Genomic DNA, 21,883 nt, shown 5'->3' on the forward strand with positions numbered 1-21,883 from the left:
GCAAAGCTTGCAGGCTTTGACGTTGGTAGGGAGTCGGCATCCCATCGAGCAAGTGATAGATTAGTTCTTGGGCGTGGGCAAGAATGTCCATTGTTCTTGCGGTCTATTAGTTTCACGCCCTTTCTGCCACCTTTTAAGCCTTGGTGCAAGATCTGAGTTGAGAGAAAACGGCGATCGCCTGAGCTTGTTGGTCTGCATTTGCCTCAACTCCCAGGAGCTTCAGCGTTCTAGGCAGTTCTGCTTCTAGCACCTGTTTGCGTGGGCAGTTCCCACCTGCATGCGAGAATGCAAACGCAGCCCTGAGAGTTTGAGTAAACCAAAGTTCCAGCCCTTGATGTGGTGCTCAATTCTCTGCTTCAGCCTCGATACAAAGTTAGAAAAGTTATCTGGTTGCAACTGGTTGACTAGATTAATTAGCAGCAATTATCTTCAAACTCTGCTACAACCAGCACCCCCCCATGCAACCGCTTACTGCCTTGCCACATTGCTGTTGATGCTGCTTCGTGTAGAGCAACAAAATTTTTGCCATGTGTTGGATAAAAAGCAAGTCCGCATGAAACTGTGAAAGCAGCTTGAATCTTGAGATAGCTTCTGTCGGGAAAACAGTAGGAGCGTTCCGCTGGGGGTATGAATGAAAAGTGCTGTCTGACCATGCCACAAACTTTCATTCCGATTGAGGCAACTTCTGCCATCTGTCTTCTATCTAGAAAAACTACAAACTCATCTCCACCAGAACGAAAAACGCTTGCATCTTCCGGCGTGACCTGGCAGATCAGATGGGCAAGCTGTCTGAGCTTGTTATCCCCTGCTTGATGACCATAGCGATCGTTAAGGAGGATAAATCCATCAATGTCTAACAAAAGCATTCCAAACTGATCCTGCTCACCCACCAAATGGGCAAAGTGCTCCTGCATTAACTTCAGAGTAGGTAAGCCAGTTAAAGGATCATGGTCTGGATGGTCCATTTTTGCTCTAGCAATGTATTTCAAGCTCAAATAACAACGTAACTCTGGAGCTGGTTTTGACGGGCGACAGGGAGTGCCTTGTTTTGCGATTTGATTAGAATTTAACCTTACTTGCTTGCAACGACCCTGAGACAGAAGTCTGATAAGATTAAGAGTTTGCAGAGAATCACGCGCATGCGGTCAGGAGACACCCGATATGGCTCGAATGTATTACGACGCTGATGCCAATTTAGACTTATTAGCTGGAAAAACCATTGCAATCATTGGCTATGGCTCTCAAGGTCATGCCCACGCTCTCAATCTCAAAGATAGTGGCATGAACGTCATCGTCGGGCTGTATCCAGGGAGCAAATCTGCTGCAAAGGCCCAAGAATCAGGCTTGACGGTTAAAAGCGTAGCTGATGCTGCGGCTGCGGCTGACTTCATCATGATCTTGTTACCTGATGAAGTGCAAAAGACCGTTTACAAAGAAGAGATTGAACCCAACCTGAAGGCAGGCAAAGTTCTCGCTTTTGCTCACGGCTTCAACATTCACTACGGCCAGATTGTGCCTCCTAGTGATGTAGACGTGGTGATGGCTGCGCCCAAAGGCCCTGGTCACTTGGTGCGTCGGACTTATGAGCAAGGCCAAGGGGTGCCTGCTCTATTTGCGGTGTATCAAGATGCGTCTGGTCAAGCTCGCGATCTCGCGATGGCTTATGCCAAAGGCATTGGTGGCACCCGTGGTGGCATTCTGGAAACTACCTTCCGCGAAGAAACTGAAACTGACTTATTTGGTGAGCAGGTGGTTCTGTGCGGTGGCTTGAGTGCGCTAATTAAGGCTGGCTTTGAGACCTTGGTGAATGCTGGCTATCAACCTGAATTAGCTTACTTTGAGTGCTTGCACGAAGTGAAGCTGATTGTGGATCTGATTGTGGAAGGTGGTTTGGCGAAGATGCGCGACAGCATCTCCAACACGGCTGAGTATGGTGACTTGACTCGTGGTCCCCGGATTGTCACCGATAGCACTCGCGCTGAGATGAAGAAGGTGCTGAGTGAAATTCAGTCGGGTCAGTTTGCCCGTGAGTTTGTGCTAGAAAACCAGTCGGGTAAGGCTGGGTTTACAGCGATGCGTCGTCAGGAAGCAGAACATCCCATCGAAGACGTGGGTAAGGATCTGCGGGCGATGTTTAGCTGGTTGAAGGAAGCCTAAGTGTAGGAGGACTTGGGGGCACCTGCCCCTAAATCCCCATTGAGGCCCCCGCTGAGGGACGGTTGCGTCCCCCAGACCCCCTCCAAAAGGGTTTGGTTTTCTTTCAGTTTTTCTATGGATAGGTTTTAGAGCTTAGGGAGCGCTTTGTTCTTGTTCTAGGGCTTTTTCGGTGCGTTCGTAGGGTTTGGTTTTGGGTCGCCAGGAAGGAAAGATACCTGCGATCGCGGAGTTCAGCGCCGTACGGGTGCTGAGGCTGGCTCCACTCAGGGGCTGAGGTAAAAAGCTGTTGCCCAGCGCTACGAATAAAATGGCGACTAGCAAAATAAAGGGGATTGGCAGTTTGCGAAACATGGTGGAACTTACCTAAAGGGAACGCGCATCCTCAATTTCAGTTTTCCCTTAAACTTCAAGCCATCCGTCTCATTAAGAGCGGCGTAATAATTATTTAAATTGCTGAGTCTGCTAGCAACTCAATTACGAATTGCGAATTAGGGTTATGCGGCTGCCACTTGGCCGAGTTCTTCAGGGTGCAGGTGGGAGTGCAGTACTTGACCGTCGCGGAACCAGACGATGCGCTTGGTGAGTCGGGCAACATCGGGTTCGTGGGTGACGATGACGATGGTGATGTCACTGGCGTTGAGTTCGGTGAAGATGTCCATCACTTCTTTGGTGGTGCGGGTGTCGAGTGCCCCTGTAGGTTCGTCTGCGAGTAATAGTACGGGGCGATTGACGATCGCACGGGCAATGGCGACCCGTTGTTGTTGTCCACCAGAGAGTTGGTTGGGCTTGTTGTTCATGCGATTCCCTAAGCCGACTCGTTTTAGGGCTTCTACGGCGCGATCGCGGCGTTCGTCGTTTGGGACGTTGGCGTAAACCATTGGCAGCATCACATTCTCTAAAGCGCTGAGTTGTTGCAATAAATGGAATTGTTGGAAGACAAACCCAATCTTGCGATTGCGGATATGGGCGAGTTCGGCATCTCCGAGGCGAGCAACATCGACACCATCCAGGTAGTAGCTGCCAGATGTGGGGCGATCTAGGCAGCCAATCATGTTCATCATGGTGGATTTCCCGGAACCGGAAGCGCCCATGATGGAGCAATATTCTCCTTTTTCAATCACCAAGTCTACATCTGCGAGCGCTCGGACTTCGGTTTCACCGGAGCCGTAGGTTTTTGCAATATCTTCTAGTCGGATAATCACAGAGTTTGGCATGGCGATCGCTCCTACAACTCCTTAAGCAATTCGTTTTATGTATTTCTTTTATGCGCTTCTGAGCGCCGTCACTCCTATGCGCTTCTAAGCGCCACAATGGGGTCTAGTTTAGCGGCTTGACGCGCAGGCACAACTCCGAAGAATAAGCCAATGCCACCCGAAACGCCCACTGCAACCAGAATCGCGACCGGGGAAACGCCTGCTTTTAAGGGAGTGACTGCACCCACTAACCCAATACCACCAACTCCGATAAAGGTACCGATCGCGCCTCCTAACGCAGCCAAAATTACTGACTCAATCATGAACTGAATTAAGATGTCTTGCTGGGTTGCGCCAATAGCTTTGCGGAGGCCAATTTCATGGGTGCGTTCTCGCACTGACACCAGCATGATGTTCATAATGCCCACGCCACCCACAAAGAGGGAAATTCCCGCGATCGCCGCTAGCATAATGGTCAGCGCTCCAGTGACGTTGTCCACTACCTCCAAGGCATCTTTTTGCGATCGCACCGTGAAGTCATCATCTCCGGCGATTTTATGTCGCAGTCTCAGCAAATTGGTGATTTGAAACTGAGCGGCTTCGACACTTTTCTCGTTTTTGGCCGAGGCGACAATGAAGGTTAAGTCGATGCCATAGGGAGACGTGCGCCCGACAATGCGGCTGGACATGGTGGTGAGTGGGATATAAAGCGTGTCGTCTTGGTTGTTGCCCAGAAAGGCTCCTTTCGCCTCCATGACCCCAACGACTTGAAAACTGACATCTTTAATTCGAATCTGTTTACCGACAGGTTCTTCACTGCCAAACAGCTTTTCGGCAATTTCAGCGCCCAGTGCAACGACTTGGTTATTGCGTTCTAAATCCAGCTCGCTGATAAAGCGGCCTTGGCCAACTTCAAAGTCACGGGCCGTGAGAAATTCTGGTGTGGTGCCAATGATGATGGAGTTGCTGTTCTTGTTGCGGTAGGTGATTAGTTGCTGACTGTTGATTTGGGGAGCAACGGCATTGACAGATGGAACTTGAGTCGCGATCGCCTGAGCATCAGCTAGAACCAGCGTTTTGGGAACTTCGAAGGTGGAGCGCTGGGCTTCTCTAGAACCAGGCACAATGAACAACACGTTCGGCCCTAAGGATTCAAACTGCTCGGCAGCGTACTTCTGGGCTCCTTGCCCGATTCCTACCATCGCAATCACGGAAGCGTTGCCAATAATGATGCCGAGCATGGTCAGGCTACTTCGCAGTTTGTTGGCAGTAAGGGTAGTAACGGCCATCTTGACGCTTTCTAGCGGATCCATGCTGTGACCTCACAAAGGGCTTGGTAGAACTTGAGCTGGCTACAACCTCACCCTAGCGTACAGGCGAGATGTCTTGTTCATTAGACTTGAATCAAGATCTTGGGGGCGCTTGCTCCCAAACCTCCGCTGAGGGACGGTTGCGTCCCCCAAACCCCCTCCAAAAAGTTGCTAGCTGAATTTAGCTAGCTGATCAGCCGCTTCATAGACTTCATAATGGAGGAATGCAGAGACGAAACTTTATCTGGGCGGGTGCAGCAATTGTTGGCTCGGCCTGGGGCTTATCTTATTTACGTGGGAACTCAAGCGCTATGACGACTACCAACGAAAATTTTGAAATTACTAAAACAGAAGCAGAGTGGCGGCAGATTTTGACGCCGGAACAGTTTCAAGTGCTGCGTCAGCATGGAACAGAACGGGCTGGCACTAGCCCACTAGACAAGCAATATGGTCAGGGCACTTATATCTGTGCTGGTTGTGAATTGCCACTATTTACTTCCGAAACTAAATTCGATAGCCGTACGGGTTGGCCTAGCTTCTATGCTCCGATTGAGGACGCGATCGCGACTACCACTGACAAGTCTTGGTTCATGACACGAGTGGAGGTACATTGCCGCCGTTGCGGGGGGCATCTCGGTCACGTGTTTGACGACGGTCCTCGGCCTACAGGGCAGCGCTACTGCATGAATGGAGTTTCCCTGAAATTTCTTCCTAGTCAGGCAACTTGAGATCTAACCCCCAGTCCCTTCCCTACTAGGGAAGGGGAGACAGATTTATAATTCTTTTTGGCTTGGGAGAGTGGATTGGGGGAGATTGGTCTTAGCGATTTTGGGGGTCGAGTCCCATGAGCAACCGATAGCGATTGGTTTCAGGGATATAGCGTCGCCCCCGGATTTCATCTGGGATTTGATTACGAATCACCTGTCGCATGTCAGTCACGACTCGCGGCACAGTCGTAAAATAGCCATGCTCGGTGGGATCGGTAATGCGGGAGATGATATCGGTGCAGTCGATTGGGTAGACGTTGCGAGGCAGTTGTTGTGGTTGCATAGGGCCATCGCTGCCCAAGCGGGGAGAGTTCCCTTTTAAGGTGTCGCTAGCCCACAAAGCTAAGTCGTTCCGGTTGAAGTAGACGCTAGTGCGACGAGTAATGCGAGGCAAGGAAAATAGCTTGTAATCGAAATCGAAGGCATCATCGTCTTCATCGGCTGCCGTCAGCAACACTTGATCAAAGATCCTAGGTAACTGAACGACTTGCTTTTTGACTTCTTGCAACGCAGCTCGCAACACATAAGCCCCCATACTATGAGCGATCAGGTGCAATCGTTGGTTGCAGCGGGGCTGAGAGTTCTGATTAATATCATTAATAAAATCAGCCATTTTTAAGAAGGCACGCGCAAAGGCGACCCCAGAGGCCGCAGCATCTAGGCGATCGTTTTTGTAGGCGACAGCATCGCGCGATCGCGGATTGGTCAACAGCAAGGAACCATCCGACGGCCAGGAAAAGACACACATGTTCAGCCGCAGGGGACGTGTCGGCTCAATGGGGTCGTTAGCTGTCAAGACTTGGTGTAGCCGAGCTGCCTGACTTAAAGCTCCGCGAAAGGAAGTATTGAAGCCATGAATAAAGATAATGGTATCTTCACCTGTCTGAGCCATGTGTTGACGTACCTGCTCAAAGATGGCTTGGCTACCCAACACAGGTGGGTCTGCCAATAAATCCTCAGAAGCGACTCGAATCTGAATTTGATCAAAGTTGCTGCCTGACACCTCGGCTCGACCAAAGCGTAAATTTGCTAAACCATCGTCGCTAAAGTTACTACCAAAGTCATCAGGGTCTACGGCTCGATTAGGACGGCGGTTAGTAGCAAAGTAAATTCTAGTCATAGACCAACTTTGAGTGACTGTTTTTTAGCGGTAACACTGTCTGCAATCATGTGGTTAAGTTAAGCAGAATTGAGCAGTCTACCTGTAAAAAATCAGACCATAATCTAGGGTGGCCTGGGAGAGATTGCACGCAGTTCTTAATACTTCTGTAGAGTTTGATGTAGTATCTGAAGCAGTGGTTTGAATATGTATTCCTAATTAATTCTTTTGTGTCTCACTTAACGAATTAATATTTTCTGGCACCATTCCAGGCCTGATTCAAACTCTAAATTCTAAAGAATATCTGGATCGCAAACTATCTTTAAGAAGGGTAGTTTGCTGAAATTAGAGTTTATGAATCCTGTCTTGTTTCACTTGGCTTTTCCAGTAACTGACATTGCTCAAACTAAAGCCTTTTATGCGGAAGGATTGGGATGTACGGTAGGGCGCGAAAATGCCACCTCCGTGATCCTTAACCTATACGGGCATCAACTGGTAGCTCACACGACTTCAGAACCACTCATGCCGCAACGGGGCATTTATCCCAGACATTTTGGGCTGGTGTTTACCTCAGAATCCGACTGGGAAGAACTGCTAGAGCGATCGCAACAACGGCAACTGCGCTTTTACCAAGAACCAAAACGCCGCTTCACAGGTTTGCCTTTAGAGCACCGTACCTTCTTTCTTGAAGATCCCTTTCACAATCTGTTGGAGTTTAAGTTCTACTGCCATCCAGCGGCAATCTTTGGCGATCGAGACTTTGCTCAGGTGGGCGATCGTTAGAGCCGGAACCCTTGAGTGGCGTTTGGAGACAGGAAGCAACTGCCTGCAAACTCTGGGGATGGGACACCATCCAAGCATGGCTCGGCACCCAAACTGGCACACTTTGACCCACAGGCATCAGCGAACTATTCGCAGGCACAATCATCAAGTCCAGAGGGGTCCAAATGGAGGTGAAATGGAGCTGTTTCAAGATCTCAGCGTCTTGATTCAAGTCTTGTAAAAAAGCACTTCCAGGCCGCATTTGGACACAACCAGGCCGCTCAGAGCCGTAGGCGAGCCAGGTACCTTGATGGGGTGAAGCAATGGTGACGAAGCGCTTGACTTGAGCGATGCCACCTAAGCGCTGCACGTAATAACGGCTAACGATGCCACCCATACTGAAGCCAACTAAGTCAAAGTGTTGCTCTGGTGCAAAAGTTCTAGCTACATAATTAGAAACTTGAGCTGCCAGATGTTCCAAGCCTAAATGACCGTTGTTAGGCGTTAAGCTAAGACTGTAGACTGAGTAACCTAATCGAGTTAAGTGACGAGACATGGAGTGAAAAACAGCTTCGGTGTCGTTAATGCCGTGAATTAGCAACACTGGATGGCGAAAACCCATGCAACTCCTTAATGTGTTCTGTTTACACTTCTAGCTTAGACAGTGGCGATCGCAATTTTGAGCTTGATTTAGGACAGCTAATAGACTGGCTAAAGACAAAAGCTAAAACCAAATAATTGATTCTGGGCAGCAACCCAAAAATCTGAAAAGCAGTTTGGCTTAATCTAGCTCTTGGAAAATAAGTATTTGTACTCCTTATGCTTTCAATAAACTTTTGTAAATTAATGTTGAGTAATCTTGTGCTTTTGAATCAGAAAATTTCATAATTTTCATAATTAGATGAATTCAGATGAAGTAGCTCTAAGTCTCAGCTAGCTTCAATCTTTCAGGTTTTCATTCAACTCATCAGGACCAACGGTAGGAGCGGGTATCATGTTCGGTTTTATTAAGAAACTAATCAATGGAATTTTGGCCTTTGTAACTAGCTTCTTTAACAAGAAGTCATCCGCAGATGCACCGAGTGCTGTGCCACAGCCTAAGCGGAAGTCAGGCTATTTCATGGAATTTGATGACTCCTCAGCGAATGGGCAACCTGCCAAGATTGAAGCTGCGAAAGCTGAACCCGTGAAAACTCAACCTGCCAAGGTTGAAGCTACCAAGGTCGAAGCTCCCAAAGCGCCAGAGCCCGCTGCTCAACCTGGGAAGGCTGAAGCCAGAAAGGCTGCCAAGGCTGAGGCTGCGAAAACTGAAGCAACGCCACCCGCTCCTGCTCAGCCCGCTCCTGTCGCTACTAACAACCAGAACGGTCAAAAGCAGTCTGAACCTGCGATCGCATTTTCTAGCTTTGGCGATCGCCGTCGTCCTGGCCCTAACATGAGTTCCTTCTTGGATATGGCTCGCCAAGTTAAAGTTCCTACCTAGTTGCTAGGTTTTGAGGCTCTCCTCTCCTAACTTGCCTCTTTTAAGTCTTTTTCAACTTGACTGCAAAAATACCAGAGCGCTATAAAGCTGAAAGGCAGGGTCCCAATGGGTCTCTGCTTTTCTTTCTATGTCAATTTGCGGTTTGATGCGGCTTAAGGGGGGAATATGGTCTGCGGTGGTTTCAGCAAAGCCTGTGAAGTCTGACCAAGTTTCTAAATTGGGCAATTTTTGATTCAGAAACGCGATCAGGTGGTTCCAGTTAATTCGAGTGGTGGTCTGGGGCGTTACCTGGTCAGCGATCGCAGCATCTTCTTGAAACAGATAGTTACTGTCGCAGAATCGTAGGATGGACTGGCGGCCCGGAATATGCAAGTCCCAAACATGCGCGTAGTCTTGGGTCTGTTCTTTCCATTGCAGCTTGCCCCAAGCTCCTTGATCAATCACATCACCAAAAATAGGCAGGAGTCCTTCAACCCGCCGCGTCACCTCTGACCACTCAAAGGTTAGCGACCCGACTTGATCAAATTCGTTGTGGCAAACGACAGTAATTTGGGGGGCAACTGATTGAAAATGTAGGACGCGAAAGACGCGCAACTTTTCGATTTCAGCTAAACCCGCCCAATACACAGGAATCTGAGCGTTACGTAGCTCTTGGCCATAGACTTGCAGTTCCCCAATGGGGCCAGTGCGGTACAGTTGCCAACTGCGACTGGGTAGTTGCATCCGGGCGGTATAGGCATCCAGCTTCATGATGCGAGCAAAATTCTGGGTGGCGGTGTTTCTGGTTTCCCCCGTCACTGGGGCCAGCATCAAAAATCCGAGTTCGGTGTTGGCAGGGTCAGCTGTTGCTTCAGCGATCGCTTGTTGCCGTTGCGCTTTTACAATCGCTTCCACTCGTTGTATCCCTTGTCGAGCTTGCGTCGCCACTTTGGGATGCAGTGAGTTGCGGAGGAGTTGCCGATAAACTGTCTCAGCCGCTTCTAGCTTCCCCGATACTTCATGCATGCGCCCTAGATACAACTGCACCCAAGGATTCTCAGGCATGCGCTGTAGCAAGGTTTTCAGCAATTGGGCGGCAGTGCGATAATCCTTGCTGTCAAAGGCAGCCGCTACTTGTTCCAGCTCAGTCATATATTTCTTCAGCTCACCCTGGCAATGTGGTGGAGATGGAACTCGGAGTGGCCTCAGCCACCGCAGCGACTAGAGAGAGGGCTACTAAAGGAGCGGTGACAGCTTTGAGAATGCGCTGTCCCAAAGACACAGGTTGATATCCTAGCGCGATCGCTTGCTCAACTTCCGCCTCTGTCCAGCCGCCCTCTGGCCCAGTCACAATTACCATTGAGGATAGCGCAGACAGCGACGCTTGCTGATTTCCAAACCCTAAATCTCTCTGTAAGCAGTGCAATAAATGAGGGGCATCGTAGCGAGTGACGCAGAAGTAGCCAACAACCTTAGGTGTGCCCGGAGTTGCCGCTAGCAATTGCTGAAGTTGGGGCAGTAGTGGGACGGGTTCCAGAATCGTAGGCACCACTTGTCGCTTGGACTGCTCTGCTGCCTCTTGAGCAATGCGCCGCCAACGTTCTAGCTTTTGGGGGCTGGGATGCAGCAAAGTGCGATCGCTAATCACAGGCGCGATACAGCTAATGCCTAGTTGGGTGGCTTGTCGCACCACCTCATCAAATCCACTGCCTTTCGGTAAAGCCACGACCAATGTGGTTGCTACAGGCAACTCAGTATCAACCGTTAAGGTTTGAATAATCTGCGCCTGTAGTGATTGATCTGGGCTCGCCAATAGCTCTGCCAGCCACCACTGGCCTTGTCCGTTCATAGCAATAAAGCGATCGCCAGAGCGGAGCCGCAAAACTCGGCTCAAGTAATGTTGCTGCTCTGCGGTTAAGCAAATTTGTTCTTGATGCAGTTGAGTGGGCGCGATCGCCAATCGTTGCAACTCAGCCAAGCGATACTCCTAAGCCAACTTTTCTATCCTGCCACTTAGTGTTCTGATTTATCTATTTTTCGGCCTATTTTAAGGTTCAAAAGGTTTCTGGAACTGAGGTAGGTTCTGACCAGTGCTTAAGCTCGCTTTACATTCGCGTGAATCTACATAAGCTTTTTGCCAGAGCAGGGAAGTGAATCCAAAACATAAAAAAGAATGAAGTGGTTGATTACTCAATGACTTCCGTACGATTACGGCTGTACTGGGGCGGTTGATAGAACAAAGTTTGAGATAGAACAACCTCTCTAATCCCTAGAATTCAAACTTTATAATTTAGATTTCTTGGTTCAGGAAAACTACTAAAGATCCCTTTGCTTTTAGATAAAGTCAATCCTGGTAATGCCCATCATGAAGCAAACCAACTGATGATTCAAAAGCTGAATTCATGAAAATAAGATAATAGATTTTATGTGGGAATTTTTTGGCAATTTTTTGTATTCGGATCAATTTATTCCACATGGGCATTGCTATCTATGGCAACCTCACTTAGTTTGGCTGCATGTGATTTCAGATTTAGCGATCGCCCTAGCTTATTACTCAATTCCTGTTTTGTTGCTTTACTTTATCCACAAGCGCCGCGACATTCCTTTTCCGTGGATTTTTCTGCTCTTTTGCGCTTTCATTATTGCTTGTGGCACCACCCATATCTTAGAGGTCTGGACCCTCTGGTATCCGATTTATTGGGTGTCTGGCACAATCAAGGCTTTCACCGCCATAGTGTCTCTCTTCACCGCTCTGGAACTAGGCCCACTAATGCCGAAACTCCTGGCCTTACCGAGTTCTGCCCAGTTAGAAAAAACTAATCGGGAATTAGAGCAACAGATTCTAGAACGTCAACAAGCGGAATTAGCACTTCAATCCACTCATAGCCAACTAGAGATTCGGGTGACAGAACGCACTGCAGCGCTCGCTCAGGTCAACAAGGAACTGAGATTAGAAATTGCTGAGCGGCAACACATGGAAGCCACGCTGAGAGAGAGTGAGCAACGGTTTCGGGCAACTTTTGAACAAGCTGCGGTCGGGATCGGCCATGTTGGTTTGGATGGGCAATGGTTGCGGGTTAATCAAAAGCTCTGTGACATTGTTGGTTATAGCCGCTCAGAGCTACTCAATCTGACCTTTCAAGACATTACTCACCCCGATGACTTAGCCGCCGATTTGGGACATGTTCACCAAATTTTAGCTGGGACAATTTCGACTTTCTCGATGGAAAAGCGGTACATCTGCAAAGATGGCTCTACAAATTGGGTTAATTTAACTGTTTCACTGATGCGGGAAGCGACTCAGCCCAAATATTTCATTTCTGTGATTGAAGATATTTCTGAGCGGCGGCAGGCTGAGGCAAAACTACAAAAGTCTTTGAAAGAATTATCAGATATTAAGTTTGCTTTAGACCAAGCGGCGATCGTGGCTGCCACTGACCAAAAAGGTACGATTAATTATGTTAATGACACGTTCTGTGAACTATCCCAATACAGCAGAGAGGAACTGATTGGGAAAAACCATCGCCTGATTAACTCTAGTTATCATGACTTGGATTTCTTCCAAAACTTTTGGGCCACGATCTCCAAGGGCAAAGTCTGGAAAGGGGAAATTAAGAACCGTGCTAAGGATGGTAGTTACTACTGGGTTGATACGACCATCGTGCCTTTCCTTAATGAACAGAGTCAGCCGTTTCAGTATCTTTCGATTCGTTTTGACATTACTAATCGTAAGCAAATTGAAGAAGATATGAGAACGTCGCTCCGAGAAAAAGAAGTTTTACTAAAGGAAATTCATCATCGGGTTAAAAATAACTTGCAAATTATTTCCAGTTTGTTGAACTTGCAAGCTCAGTATCTGAACGATAGTGCGGCGCTGGCTATTTTTAGGGAAAGCCAAAACCGAATTGAGTCAATGGCACTAATTCACGAGAAGTTATATCAGTCAAAAGATATGGCTCGAATTAATGCTTCTGAGTATATTTATGATCTTGTGACTAATTTGTTTTACACCTATGAAATTAATTCTGAGGCGATCGCCTTAAAAATTAACATAGATGAAATTTGGTTGGGTCTGGATACTGCGATCCCCTGCGGCCTAATTATTAACGAATTGGTATTAAATGCACTCAAGCACGCATTTCCCAAAGGGCACACTGGAGAAATTTGTATTTCTTTTGGTCTTAGAGATGCTCATCACCTGATGCTTGTGGTCAGTGACACTGGAGTTGGTCTTCCAAGAGATTTAGATTATCAAAACACCGATTCTTTAGGTTTGCAGTTAGTGAACGCATTAACTCAGCAGCTTGAGGGGGTTATTGAAATTAATCAGAGTAATGGCGTCAAATTTGAGATTGTGTTTTCTAACTAAAACTCACCTAGGAAAATGACAACTATAAACATAATGGTGGTTGAGGATGAAAGCATTGTCGCCAAAGATCTGCAAAACAGATTGAAGAAATTTGGCTATGCAGTGCCTGTGGTTGCTGCTTCTGGTGAAGAAGCTATTTTGAGAGCGTCTGAGAGTCACTTGGATTTAGTCTTAATGGATATTCGCCTCAAGGGTGCGATCGATGGAATCGAAGCAGCTAGACAAATTCACCACCGCTTTCAACTACCAATTATTTACTTGACGGCCTACGCTGATGACGACACCTTAGCTCGTGCTAAACAAACTCAGCCGTACGGCTACATATTGAAACCCTTTAAAGAACGAGAACTAAATACAACGATCGAAATTACTTTAGCCAGGCATCGGTTAGAGAGGCAGTTGCAAGAGCGAGAGCAGTGGCTGTCAACTGTTTTGAGAAGCATCGCTGATGCTGTGATTACGATTGACACGACAGGGTTGATTACGTTCATGAACCCCGTGGCTGAAAGTTTGACTGGCTGGCAGCAAGCCCAAGCTCTTGGGAAGCCCGCGATCGCTGTTTTCCAAACCGAGGATGAAGCCACACAGAGCATCCTCCAGCAGCCCATCAGCAGCTTCTTTGACGCCAGCCTGGGCATGAAAACTGCGGTAGAAACCAGCCTCAGATGCAGTGACGGACACGATATTCCCATTGAGTACAGTATTACGCCGCTACAGAACGACCAACACTTAGTAATGGGCGCTGTTTTAGTGTTTCGCGATCGCACAGAGCAACTCAAAGCCAAGGCAGCAATCCGCCAGCAGGCTGAACAAGCTCGGCTCGTAGCAGAATTACAAAAACTGAATCAACTCAAAGATGACTTTTTGAGCACGGTGTCCCATGAGCTACGGACCCCGATGTCAAACATGAAAATGGCGCTGCAAATGTTGACGATCGCTACCAACGCTGAACGCCAACAGCGGTATTTGGAAATCTTAAAAGCAGAATGTGCTCGTGAAATTGACCTAATCAACGACCTACTGGATTTACAGCGTTTAGAAGCAGCATCTTATCCCACGTTTCTCGTAGAGGCGCTCAATTTACAGGATTGGTTGTCTAGCCTAATTGAGCCTTTCCGTTCCCGCCTGCAAGAACATCAACAGGTGATCAAGATTGACCTGCCAGAAAACTTTCCGCCCTTAATTACCGATCGCGCCAGCTTAGAGCGCATGTTAGTCGAATTATTGAATAATGCTTGCAAGTACACCCCGGCGGGTGGCCAAATTATTCTGAAGGCAGAGCAGGTGACTAGTACTTCACCACCTTTTGAGTCAGTTCCTCTCACTTGCCTAATTATTCAAAATCAAGCCGAAATTCCCCCAACAGAACTTCTGCGAATTTTTGATAAGTTTTATCGGGTTCCCCATGCTGACCCGTGGAAGCAAGGAGGTACTGGTTTAGGCCTAGCCTTAGTCAAGCGGCTCGTAGAGCAGCTACAAGGTAACATTCAAGTCGAGAGCAGCCACGGGTGGACAGTTTTTACGATGCAGCTACCACCCTTGAATTTAGTGACCAATCCAGAAAGCTAAGGCTCAGGATGGGCTTAAGCTACGCTGACTTGTGAAGTGTCTACTGCCTGGGTGCCATCTACTTTGGCTGCCATACCTGTGATGTGTTCCAGAATCTCTGAGTTAGGCACAGAGCCTTTGAGGATAATCGTGCCACCGTTCTGGTCAATTTCTAAGCTATCAATTTCACTAATCTGGGGATCACGATCGAAGGCGATCGCAACTCGCTTCGACAAACCCGCCGGGTCATATTCACCTTCAAGCCCCATATGCTCTGGAGCGGGCGGAGGTTGATGCATACCCGCCTTCTCTCGGAGTTCTAAGTCATACTCACCTGTAAGCCCAGGAGTCATCCCCGCTTCGTCTGGGTGCTTCTGAGTCTCCGACTGGAATTTTTTACTGCACTCCTGCCCAAAGTGCCGTTCTAGCCAAGTCATAATTCCACCCCATAGGAGAGATAGGTTCTCGTATCCTCTATTACAAACTGGATGAGCCTAGTGTGGCATCTCTCGTTTGGTATGAGATGAAGGCAGAAAGAAGTCGGGAGTCAAGAAGCGAGAAAAGAAAAATCTCGAAACACTTACAATTACGTTCGTTTGCAGGGGGTCTGGGGGACGCAGCCGCCCCTCAGCGGGGTTTGGGGGCGAGTGCCCCCAAGGTTCGGATTTCGTAGACCTTAATGTAGATCTTAAGAACTAGAGATTTTGGTTGGCTTGCACATAAGCTGCGATCGCTTCGGTAGCCAGTTGAGACACCTTTTTACCTTGCTGAGTGGCCATCGCTTGCAGACTGGCATAAAGGTCTTCTCGAACCGTGATGCGGCGGCGGATTTTGCCAAGCCCATCAGTCTCGCTCACAGTAGCGATCGCTTCATCGTTAGCAGTGCTGATGGTAGCGGCGTAGCTACTCACAAGCTCAGGCGGTTCAGATTGGTAAGCTACAGCAAACTGCCGAATTGCCTCTAAGCCAACGCGATCGCAGAAATCGCCGAAGCTTTCTTCGGGTGTGCGAGATTGCTTGAAGTAGACAAAAATTGGTTCTAGCCCAATTTCTAAGTCATTGATGTGGAGCTTCTCCACATAAGGCTGAGATAAGCGGGTTTGGTTCGGAGAAGCCCCCAGCCAAACTTGGTAATGCTCCGGAGCACTGCCCACAAAACCGAGTTCTGCCAGGTAAGGACGGGCGCAGCCGTTAGGGCAACCTGTCATCCGAATAATAAAGTGCTCCTGCTCTAGACCCACTTTGTCTAGCAAAGCGCGAATCCGCTCCAGGATCTCTGGCATAATTCGCTCAGATTCGGTGACAGCCAAACCACAAGTCGGCAAGGCAGGGCAAGCCATCGAATAGCGCACTAGAGAGTCGATCTGATCGGGATCAACTTTTACGCCACAGCGATCGAATATGGCTTGAATGGCGGCGCGATCGCTAGGAGCAATGTCATACAACATCACATCTTGGCTACCCGTCAGCAAGATGGGCAGATTGTACTGCTGCACCACTTCTCGCAACGCAGTTCTCAGTTGGAAGGCACCTTCATCTTTGATGCGGCCATTCTCCACAGAGATGCCGAGAAATAGCTTGCCATCTCCCTGTTCTTGCCAGCCGAGAAAATCTAGATACTTAAATTCGGGTAACGGCTTGAAGGGTTGCAATGGCTTGCCAAAGTACTGCTCCACCTCGCTGCGGAACTTGTCAACCCCCCACTCTTCCATTAGGTATTTTAAGCGGGAGTGACGGCGATCGCTGCGGTTGCCATTGTCTCGCTGCGTCGCCACGATCGCTTTGACTGCCTCGTAAATGTCCGCTTTATCGACATAACCTAGCGGATCGGCAATGCGAGGAAAAGTGTCTTCTTTGCCGTGGGTACGGCCTAAACCGCCACCTGCCAGAATATTGAACCCCTCTAACTCGCCTTGCTCATTGGTAATCACGACCAAGCTCAAGTCTTGCGAGTACAGGTCGATAGAGTTATCTCCTGGAATCGTGACCGCAATTTTGAATTTGCGAGGCATGTAGTAGGTGCCGTAGATCGGCTCCTCACTGTCATGAAAAATGGTGCCATTACCGTTTTGTTGCCGAGCCGCCTTGACCTCTGGACGCTCCTCAGCACTGACAAACTTTTCGCCATCCAACCAAATTTCGTAATAAGCGCCTGTTTGGGGGGTGAGTAAGTCGGCAATGCTGTTGGCGTACTCATGAGCGTAGATATACTCAGGCCGATTCTTGTAGGGCGCGGGCGGTGCCATGACGTTGCGATTCAGGTCGCCACAAGCTCCTAGTGTGGAACCCATACTCTTGACAATCGAGGCGATCGCGGCTCGCAGATTTTTCTTTAGGATGCCGTGGAGTTGAAATCCTTGGCGGGTCGTAGCACGCAAGGTGCCATTGCCATAGTCGTCTGACAATTGATCCAAAGTCAGGTAGAGCTGGGGAGGAATAAAGCCACCTGGACTCCGAGTCCGCAGCATAAACTGGTAGTCTTTCTCCTGCCCTTTAACCCGGTTGTCCCGATTGTCCTGCTGATAGGAACCGTGAAACTTCAGGATTTGAATCGCATCTTCTGTAAAACAATTAGTATCGAGTAGCAATTCACTGGCAACAGGTTCACGTAAAAATTGGCTACGTTCCTTAAGACCTTCTACTTTAGAAGGTTTGCGAGCCACGGGAGTCGGAGTCGGAGTTTTAACCATCGGAGTTGCGGTACGAATTGAAAATAGTCAGAGGTGTGGAATACAACCAAACGTTGCAGTTAAAGTCAGGTCTGAACCATAAAGCCTTTAGTTAGTTCAGAGCCTCAGTAGTTCTAAGCTTTTTGATTCCCGGTAATCCGCCCGGAATTACGGTCAATCTATTTATTTTATCATTGCATTTGCTGGGTCAACCTGCTTGTCAGGAATTTTGCATGAAAGTCCACCCTAACTTGAGGGAAAAGGGAGTTCTAAACCAAGCAGATTCAAGTCTAACGTTAGCCAACTTTACCCATTCAAGTTGTAACCCAGTAAGTTGATGATATCGCTTCAGAATTTCTCTGTAAACTCATGTGAAGCAAAGCGAGAAAGCAAAGCTACAACCAGCGAACTCAGCATTACATTGACAAGCACTCCTTATCTTTCGGGGTAAGGTGCTCAAAACAGATATTTCGCTGTTATACAACTGCTGTAAGCAAAATGCTTAAGTTAAAGTGACGGCTGAGTTTGTTGTTGAAAATTAAGCCATCAAAATCAAAAATATTATTTATTAGACTAATTTTTGGTAATTAAAAAAGCTCCTAACTTTGATGTTAGGAGCTGACTAAAGCTGAGTTGAATTACTATTCAGTCTTGCTGAGCTGATGTAGAGTTGCTGAAAGGCTGCATCAGAACTAACGGTTAAAAACTAGCAGATGAATGCCTACAACTTAGCCTGTTGTCATAGCGGTCTTCGAGGCAATATTAAGCCTAAGTAGCTTCAGTGAGTTTAGAAGCGTAGACCTGCACCAGCTTGGAAGCTTAGAGAATCAGCAGGGCCATTTTGGTAAGCGTTAATGCCCCACTTGGTGTTACCGTAAACCACCACATCTTTGGTGACTTTGGATTCAACACCAGCAGTTAATATAACTGCGTCATCGTTCCCTACTGGGGTTGGCTGGCCGTTTGCTTCCACAAAGGAATAGCCAACACCGCCATAAACTTGGGTATTTTTAGTGATCCCTTTGTCATAGGTGATCATCGGAATGATAGCGCTAGTGTCATCGCTGTAAATAACAGAACCGCGCAGAGAAACGGGAGCTTTGCGGAGGCCGAAGCGACCATCAATCGTGCCGCCAAAGGTTGCAGCATCGTTGTTTTGGCCACCGTTGGTGACACCTGCTGCTACACCTGCACCGACATAGCTATCACTGAATCCTTTTCTAGGTTGAGCAGAAGCAGAACCAGCAGAAAGTAGAGGTGCGATCGCAATAACAGACAAAGCAGAAAAGGCAGCAATAGATTTTAGAGAGAGTGTCATTTTGGTTCCCTCAAAGGGTGAAGTTAGTGTTTGCGTTCCTGAATTTATAGTCGGAGAACCTGCTTGGAAAGTTCCAGGATAAATTCACTTAATTTCAAATTTCTGGAGGTAGCAGATGTGGGGTTTTTGACTCTCTAAAAAGACTGGCCAGCTCAAAATTTTCACCTTCAAAGCAAAAAAACCATTATCTATATTTTCTAGATAAAGGTTTGCTGGATGTGATCCGATATTTCTAATCTAGCGTGTCGGATTAGTTTAAGTTGGTTGACACAGTCGCTTTCTCAACTGGCACAGATAGCATCAAGTCAAATTAATAGATGCCACTAGCAAGAAGCTACTCCGAGCACTAGGTTTTCTGATGAAGAATACATAATATCCAAACCAAGAAATTGGCCTCCGGATATTTATTGAAAATAGATTAATTAGATTGAGAAAATAGATGGAAGTCTGGTGAGATTACCGAACCTCAGCAGATTTTTCGTCGTCCTCTGACTCTAATTGCGCTTTAGAAACCACAACTAAGTTAGGCAACCCATCTAACTTTTCTTCGATAACGGTTTCAGGCGCGGACGGTGCAAAAATAGTTAAACCCTGCGGGACACACTCTAGTTCGATGGGAGTTGTACCAATTAGTTCCCCATCCAAAACTACCTTCTGGGGAGGCTGAGTTGAAACTTTCAGACGCTTCGCTCTCAAATAGCCAATGTCATCCCGCTCGGTGGCGTTGCCAGTCAGGGCAGATTGCAGCAGATGATAGGAAGCGGCGATCGCCCCTGCTACATTGCGGGGAGCCACTACCGTTAGGTCAAGCAAACCATCATCAAAAATCACCCCAGCCGGTCCCTGCGCCAGAATTGAAGTGGGTGGGGCTGCATTGGCCACGGTAATCGCCGAAGCGGAAACTTGAATAATTTGGTCATCTGTTTCAATTTCTGCGTCAAAGGCAGGTAGCTGCCCCAGTTGCTTGACTCCGGCTAGGATATAGGCCAGCATACCCAAGCGATTTTTAGAAGTGCGGTCTGCTTGTTCAACCGTCTCAGCTTCAAAGCCAATCCCAGCTAGCAGGAGCATGGGTTTGCCATTACAGTAAGCCGCATCTACCTTTTTAGTTTCTCCGGCCAAGATGGTGGCGCAAGCGGCTTCAATGCTGTCAGGAATGCCGAGCGCATTGGCAAAGGCGTTGGCGGTGCCTCGTGAAATCACCCCCAGAGGAATATCGGTACCTACCAGAGCGGCTGCGGTTGCGGATAAAGTGCCATCCCCACCAGAGGCGATTAAAGCTTCTACGCCTCGCTGCACCGCGTTATAGGCAAGTTGATCCGCATCGACTGTCTTGGTCGTCGATAGAATCTCTAGCTCCATCTCTGGCTCCAGCAAAGCCCGAATTTTAGCTAAATCTTGGGCTGGGTCGCTTTGGCCAGCGATGGGATTGAAAATGAGGCAAGCTGAGCGGATCATAGGGATGCAGACGGGGGCTGTAGATGAAAGGTTGCAAACGTCTCTATTTCAAGTCTTAGAACTTGAAAGCTAAACGCCATCCTTCTCGGGAGGCGTTGTTAGGATATCTGTATGAGCGCGATCGCCCAAAAAGCTGAAACTCTCAATTTATAAAGCTTATGCCCGACCCATTAATGTACAGGCAGGACCATTTTGTGGTTTTGGCAGCTAATCAGCCAGAACAATTTCTCACGGCTGCTGAACTGCTCAGCAAGCTGGAGGCGATTTTAGCCCAACGCCAAGACAGCCTGCCTCAAGATTTGCAGAAGCTTAGCTCTATCCCAGACCAGGCCCAATATCTGCTAGACACTTCTTGCGAACTCGATATGGGGCCTGGGGATTTTTTGCAGTGGTATGTAGTCAGACTGGAAAAGTAAGGAACGTGGGGGTTGCAATTGCTCAGTCAGTGGCTTGAGGCTGGGCTGGGGGTGCAGTAATCAGAGCCACTTCAATCTGACGCTCTACTGGTTGGGTTAGTTGGACTCGAATGCCAGGACCAAAAAAACCTTCTATTTTTGCTTGCCTCTGCTGCCAAGTTTCCAAGGAAATGAGCGGAGAATTGAACTCCAAAACCAAGGCATAAGCGGCATCAATTTGCGTTTCCCGAATGCCAATCAGCTCAGGACGCTCCTCATTGGTAGGGCTTAACCCTAGGTGGCTCAGCGAAGAGTCTAAATGAGCAGATTGGCCGTACCGATAGCGAGTCACATCTTTACGAATCTGATTCTGGGTTGTGGTGGCTTGCTGATCCCGTAGCTCAGCGATCGCTGGTGGTGTGGGTTGTGTATAAGGAACTGGCTTGAGTTCTGAAGCTATCAGCGCCAACCCTCCTAGAAGTAGCGGAATGCCATAGAAGAATCCCACAAGATTTAAGGTGGCGTTACTAGAAAAGTAAGCTACAAAACCGATTAAGGTTAGAGCCCCACCTACTCCTAATCCCAGCGTTCCTAGAGAAGTTTGACGTAACATATTTGTTAATGAGATGAATTAAGCGGTGTGCAAAGTTAACCTTTATATCATTACCTTTACAGGAAGTTTGGTGGACCTAAGCTCCGACAATTTTTCTCTGAAGCCTAAAGTTTCTTGCCAAAAAGCAGAGCTAGAGGCCAGAAATCAGAGCTAGAAGATTGTGGTTAGCAAAGTGAGCGTTCATGAATAGCGAGATATGCTGGAGGTGCCGAGGCGCGATCGCCCACTTCAGCGGGAGGTATTCTGGCGAAGCTTGGCCATCTAACTCGTCTTTATGATTCATCTAGATAGTATGAGTGCCACTCTCAGCGAATGTGATTCAGTCCCTCTTTACGGTCTTCAGTAGGTCCGAGCCATGATCAAAGACGAAAAGCAGCCATCCGCAACCAAGGGCAAATTATTAGAGCAGATTGATTCTCTCAAGCGAGAAGATGAAACGCTCTACAACATCTTGGCCGTGGATGTTTGGGCACTGGCTAAAACTATGGATGAGTTCCAGCCAGGATTTTGGGCCGCTTTTATGAAAAACCGCGAGAAGGCCCTCAAGCGCTTCATCACTGAAGTAATGCGGACTAAGACAGGTGATAGCAAGCGACCACCTTTTCTGCACTAGTTCTGCGCTCGTCTATCCTGAGACTGAGGTGTGTCTATATTAATTAGTGTTACCAATTCAAGGTAAATCATAGGCTGAATCACAGTGACTTGTAGCTCTTAACTGGGCTAGGTCATAAGAATAGAATTGAGTCCGTGACTAGGGCCGAAG

General features: G+C 48.0%; 22 protein-coding genes. 8 read left to right on the plus strand and 14 right to left on the minus strand.

Annotation, left to right across the window (positions count from 1 at the left end):
- Positions 1-413: 413 nt before the first annotated feature.
- Complete coding sequence (locus H6F90_RS22070; protein ID WP_199296100.1) at positions 414-989, minus strand: GGDEF domain-containing protein; 576 nt, start codon at positions 987-989, stop codon at positions 414-416.
- 172 nt (positions 990-1,161) lie between these two features.
- Between H6F90_RS22070 and ilvC the strand changes: the two genes are divergently transcribed.
- Entirely contained in the window at positions 1,162-2,157 is a 996-nt protein-coding gene (gene ilvC / locus H6F90_RS22075) for a ketol-acid reductoisomerase (RefSeq protein ID WP_190431142.1), read from the plus strand.
- Between the two features lie 132 nt (positions 2,158-2,289).
- Here the strand turns inward: ilvC and H6F90_RS22080 are convergent, their stop codons facing one another.
- The 3 genes from H6F90_RS22080 to H6F90_RS22090 all read right to left on the minus strand — a co-directional run bounded on the left by H6F90_RS22080 (position 2,290) and on the right by H6F90_RS22090 (position 4,663).
- Entirely contained in the window at positions 2,290-2,508 is a 219-nt protein-coding gene (locus tag H6F90_RS22080) for a hypothetical protein (protein ID WP_190554332.1), read from the minus strand.
- Positions 2,509-2,651: 143 nt separating this feature from the next.
- The gene (locus tag H6F90_RS22085; protein WP_199296101.1) at positions 2,652-3,371 is read right to left on the minus strand and encodes an ABC transporter ATP-binding protein; all 720 of its coding nucleotides are present in this window, start codon (positions 3,369-3,371) and stop codon (positions 2,652-2,654) included.
- Positions 3,372-3,445: 74 nt separating this feature from the next.
- The gene (locus tag H6F90_RS22090) at positions 3,446-4,663 is read right to left on the minus strand and encodes an ABC transporter permease (protein ID WP_190554333.1); all 1,218 of its coding nucleotides are present in this window, start codon (positions 4,661-4,663) and stop codon (positions 3,446-3,448) included.
- Between the two features lie 308 nt (positions 4,664-4,971).
- Between H6F90_RS22090 and msrB the strand changes: the two genes are divergently transcribed.
- Positions 4,972-5,388: a peptide-methionine (R)-S-oxide reductase MsrB gene (msrB, locus tag H6F90_RS22095; protein ID WP_370527421.1), complete on the plus strand. Its 417-nt coding sequence runs from the start codon at positions 4,972-4,974 to the stop codon at positions 5,386-5,388.
- A 91-nt stretch (positions 5,389-5,479) separates the two neighbouring features.
- Here the strand turns inward: msrB and H6F90_RS22100 are convergent, their stop codons facing one another.
- Entirely contained in the window at positions 5,480-6,547 is a 1,068-nt protein-coding gene (locus tag H6F90_RS22100) for an alpha/beta fold hydrolase (protein WP_190554334.1), read from the minus strand.
- Between the two features lie 333 nt (positions 6,548-6,880).
- Here H6F90_RS22100 and H6F90_RS22105 point away from each other — a divergent pair, with 333 nt between their 5' ends.
- Complete coding sequence (locus H6F90_RS22105) at positions 6,881-7,309, plus strand: VOC family protein (RefSeq protein ID WP_190554335.1); 429 nt, start codon at positions 6,881-6,883, stop codon at positions 7,307-7,309.
- Here the strand turns inward: H6F90_RS22105 and H6F90_RS22110 are convergent.
- Positions 7,242-7,910: a triacylglycerol lipase gene (locus tag H6F90_RS22110; RefSeq protein ID WP_190554336.1), complete on the minus strand. Its 669-nt coding sequence runs from the start codon at positions 7,908-7,910 to the stop codon at positions 7,242-7,244. The genes H6F90_RS22105 and H6F90_RS22110 overlap by 68 nt on opposite strands.
- Before the next feature lie 372 nt (positions 7,911-8,282).
- On the opposite strand from H6F90_RS22110, the gene H6F90_RS22115 reads away from it, so the two are divergent.
- Positions 8,283-8,771 carry a hypothetical protein gene (locus H6F90_RS22115; RefSeq protein ID WP_190554337.1) on the plus strand — a complete coding sequence of 163 codons (489 nt, stop codon included), beginning with the start codon at positions 8,283-8,285 and terminating at the stop codon, positions 8,769-8,771.
- Positions 8,772-8,822: 51 nt separating this feature from the next.
- On the opposite strand, the gene H6F90_RS22120 is transcribed toward H6F90_RS22115, so the two are convergent.
- Positions 8,823-9,902, minus strand: coding sequence for a tetratricopeptide repeat protein (locus H6F90_RS22120; RefSeq protein ID WP_190554338.1), 1,080 nt, complete (start codon positions 9,900-9,902; stop codon positions 8,823-8,825).
- 13 nt (positions 9,903-9,915) lie between these two features.
- On the minus strand, positions 9,916-10,728 hold the full coding sequence (locus H6F90_RS22125) for a 16S rRNA (uracil(1498)-N(3))-methyltransferase (RefSeq protein ID WP_190554339.1): 813 nt from the start codon (positions 10,726-10,728) through the stop codon (positions 9,916-9,918).
- Between the two features lie 447 nt (positions 10,729-11,175).
- Here H6F90_RS22125 and H6F90_RS22130 point away from each other — a divergent pair, with 447 nt between their 5' ends.
- Positions 11,176-13,119 carry a PAS domain S-box protein gene (locus H6F90_RS22130; RefSeq protein WP_190554340.1) on the plus strand — a complete coding sequence of 648 codons (1,944 nt, stop codon included), beginning with the start codon at positions 11,176-11,178 and terminating at the stop codon, positions 13,117-13,119.
- A 15-nt stretch (positions 13,120-13,134) separates the two neighbouring features.
- Entirely contained in the window at positions 13,135-14,688 is a 1,554-nt protein-coding gene (locus H6F90_RS22135) for a response regulator (RefSeq protein ID WP_190554341.1), read from the plus strand.
- A 14-nt stretch (positions 14,689-14,702) separates the two neighbouring features.
- Here H6F90_RS22135 and H6F90_RS22140 read toward each other — a convergent pair whose 3' ends face one another.
- The 4 genes from H6F90_RS22140 to H6F90_RS22155 form a co-directional block, all read right to left on the minus strand.
- Positions 14,703-15,104, minus strand: coding sequence for a BON domain-containing protein (locus H6F90_RS22140; RefSeq protein ID WP_190431154.1), 402 nt, complete (start codon positions 15,102-15,104; stop codon positions 14,703-14,705).
- Between the two features lie 258 nt (positions 15,105-15,362).
- Positions 15,363-17,357 carry a sulfite reductase, ferredoxin dependent gene (gene sir / locus H6F90_RS22145; protein ID WP_190554342.1) on the minus strand — a complete coding sequence of 665 codons (1,995 nt, stop codon included), beginning with the start codon at positions 17,355-17,357 and terminating at the stop codon, positions 15,363-15,365.
- 766 nt (positions 17,358-18,123) lie between these two features.
- The gene (locus H6F90_RS22150; protein WP_190431156.1) at positions 18,124-18,654 is read right to left on the minus strand and encodes a hypothetical protein; all 531 of its coding nucleotides are present in this window, start codon (positions 18,652-18,654) and stop codon (positions 18,124-18,126) included.
- A gap of 456 nt (positions 18,655-19,110) precedes the next feature.
- Positions 19,111-20,112 carry a YegS/Rv2252/BmrU family lipid kinase gene (locus tag H6F90_RS22155; RefSeq protein WP_190554343.1) on the minus strand — a complete coding sequence of 334 codons (1,002 nt, stop codon included), beginning with the start codon at positions 20,110-20,112 and terminating at the stop codon, positions 19,111-19,113.
- 158 nt (positions 20,113-20,270) lie between these two features.
- Here H6F90_RS22155 and H6F90_RS22160 point away from each other — a divergent pair, with 158 nt between their 5' ends.
- On the plus strand, positions 20,271-20,528 hold the full coding sequence (locus H6F90_RS22160) for a chlororespiratory reduction protein 7 (protein ID WP_190431158.1): 258 nt from the start codon (positions 20,271-20,273) through the stop codon (positions 20,526-20,528).
- A gap of 22 nt (positions 20,529-20,550) precedes the next feature.
- Here H6F90_RS22160 and H6F90_RS22165 read toward each other — a convergent pair whose 3' ends face one another.
- Both H6F90_RS22165 and H6F90_RS22170 read right to left on the minus strand, forming a co-directional pair.
- Positions 20,551-21,120, minus strand: coding sequence for a DUF2854 domain-containing protein (locus H6F90_RS22165; RefSeq protein ID WP_190554344.1), 570 nt, complete (start codon positions 21,118-21,120; stop codon positions 20,551-20,553).
- Between the two features lie 130 nt (positions 21,121-21,250).
- Entirely contained in the window at positions 21,251-21,403 is a 153-nt protein-coding gene (locus H6F90_RS22170) for a hypothetical protein (protein WP_190431160.1), read from the minus strand.
- A 72-nt stretch (positions 21,404-21,475) separates the two neighbouring features.
- Between H6F90_RS22170 and H6F90_RS22175 the strand changes: the two genes are divergently transcribed.
- Entirely contained in the window at positions 21,476-21,733 is a 258-nt protein-coding gene (locus H6F90_RS22175) for a hypothetical protein (RefSeq protein ID WP_190554345.1), read from the plus strand.
- Positions 21,734-21,883 lie beyond the last annotated feature (150 nt).

The sequence above is a fragment of the Trichocoleus sp. FACHB-591 genome (assembly GCF_014695845.1).
In the GTDB taxonomy this organism is placed as follows: Bacteria; Cyanobacteriota; Cyanobacteriia; order FACHB-46; family FACHB-46; genus Trichocoleus.

Bases quoted from the DNA above. Each gene is read 5' to 3' on its own strand.
- ilvC (WP_190431142.1), top strand. From the start codon at position 1,162: ATGGCTCGAATGTATTACGACGCTGATGCCAATTTAGACTTATTAGCT.
- H6F90_RS22080 (WP_190554332.1), bottom strand. From the start codon at position 2,508: ATGTTTCGCAAACTGCCAATCCCCTTTATTTTGCTAGTCGCCATTTTA.
- H6F90_RS22085 (WP_199296101.1), bottom strand. From the start codon at position 3,371: ATGCCAAACTCTGTGATTATCCGACTAGAAGATATTGCAAAAACCTAC.
- H6F90_RS22090 (WP_190554333.1), bottom strand. From the start codon at position 4,663: ATGGATCCGCTAGAAAGCGTCAAGATGGCCGTTACTACCCTTACTGCC.
- msrB (WP_370527421.1), top strand. From the start codon at position 4,972: ATGACGACTACCAACGAAAATTTTGAAATTACTAAAACAGAAGCAGAG.
- H6F90_RS22100 (WP_190554334.1), bottom strand. From the start codon at position 6,547: ATGACTAGAATTTACTTTGCTACTAACCGCCGTCCTAATCGAGCCGTA.
- H6F90_RS22105 (WP_190554335.1), top strand. From the start codon at position 6,881: ATGAATCCTGTCTTGTTTCACTTGGCTTTTCCAGTAACTGACATTGCT.
- H6F90_RS22110 (WP_190554336.1), bottom strand. From the start codon at position 7,910: ATGGGTTTTCGCCATCCAGTGTTGCTAATTCACGGCATTAACGACACC.
- H6F90_RS22115 (WP_190554337.1), top strand. From the start codon at position 8,283: ATGTTCGGTTTTATTAAGAAACTAATCAATGGAATTTTGGCCTTTGTA.
- H6F90_RS22120 (WP_190554338.1), bottom strand. From the start codon at position 9,902: ATGACTGAGCTGGAACAAGTAGCGGCTGCCTTTGACAGCAAGGATTAT.
- H6F90_RS22130 (WP_190554340.1), top strand. From the start codon at position 11,176: ATGTGGGAATTTTTTGGCAATTTTTTGTATTCGGATCAATTTATTCCA.
- H6F90_RS22135 (WP_190554341.1), top strand. From the start codon at position 13,135: ATGACAACTATAAACATAATGGTGGTTGAGGATGAAAGCATTGTCGCC.
- H6F90_RS22140 (WP_190431154.1), bottom strand. From the start codon at position 15,104: ATGACTTGGCTAGAACGGCACTTTGGGCAGGAGTGCAGTAAAAAATTC.
- sir (WP_190554342.1), bottom strand. From the start codon at position 17,357: ATGGTTAAAACTCCGACTCCGACTCCCGTGGCTCGCAAACCTTCTAAA.
- H6F90_RS22150 (WP_190431156.1), bottom strand. From the start codon at position 18,654: ATGACACTCTCTCTAAAATCTATTGCTGCCTTTTCTGCTTTGTCTGTT.
- H6F90_RS22155 (WP_190554343.1), bottom strand. From the start codon at position 20,112: ATGATCCGCTCAGCTTGCCTCATTTTCAATCCCATCGCTGGCCAAAGC.
- H6F90_RS22160 (WP_190431158.1), top strand. From the start codon at position 20,271: ATGCCCGACCCATTAATGTACAGGCAGGACCATTTTGTGGTTTTGGCA.
- H6F90_RS22165 (WP_190554344.1), bottom strand. From the start codon at position 21,120: ATGTTACGTCAAACTTCTCTAGGAACGCTGGGATTAGGAGTAGGTGGG.
- H6F90_RS22170 (WP_190431160.1), bottom strand. From the start codon at position 21,403: ATGAATCATAAAGACGAGTTAGATGGCCAAGCTTCGCCAGAATACCTC.
- H6F90_RS22175 (WP_190554345.1), top strand. From the start codon at position 21,476: ATGATCAAAGACGAAAAGCAGCCATCCGCAACCAAGGGCAAATTATTA.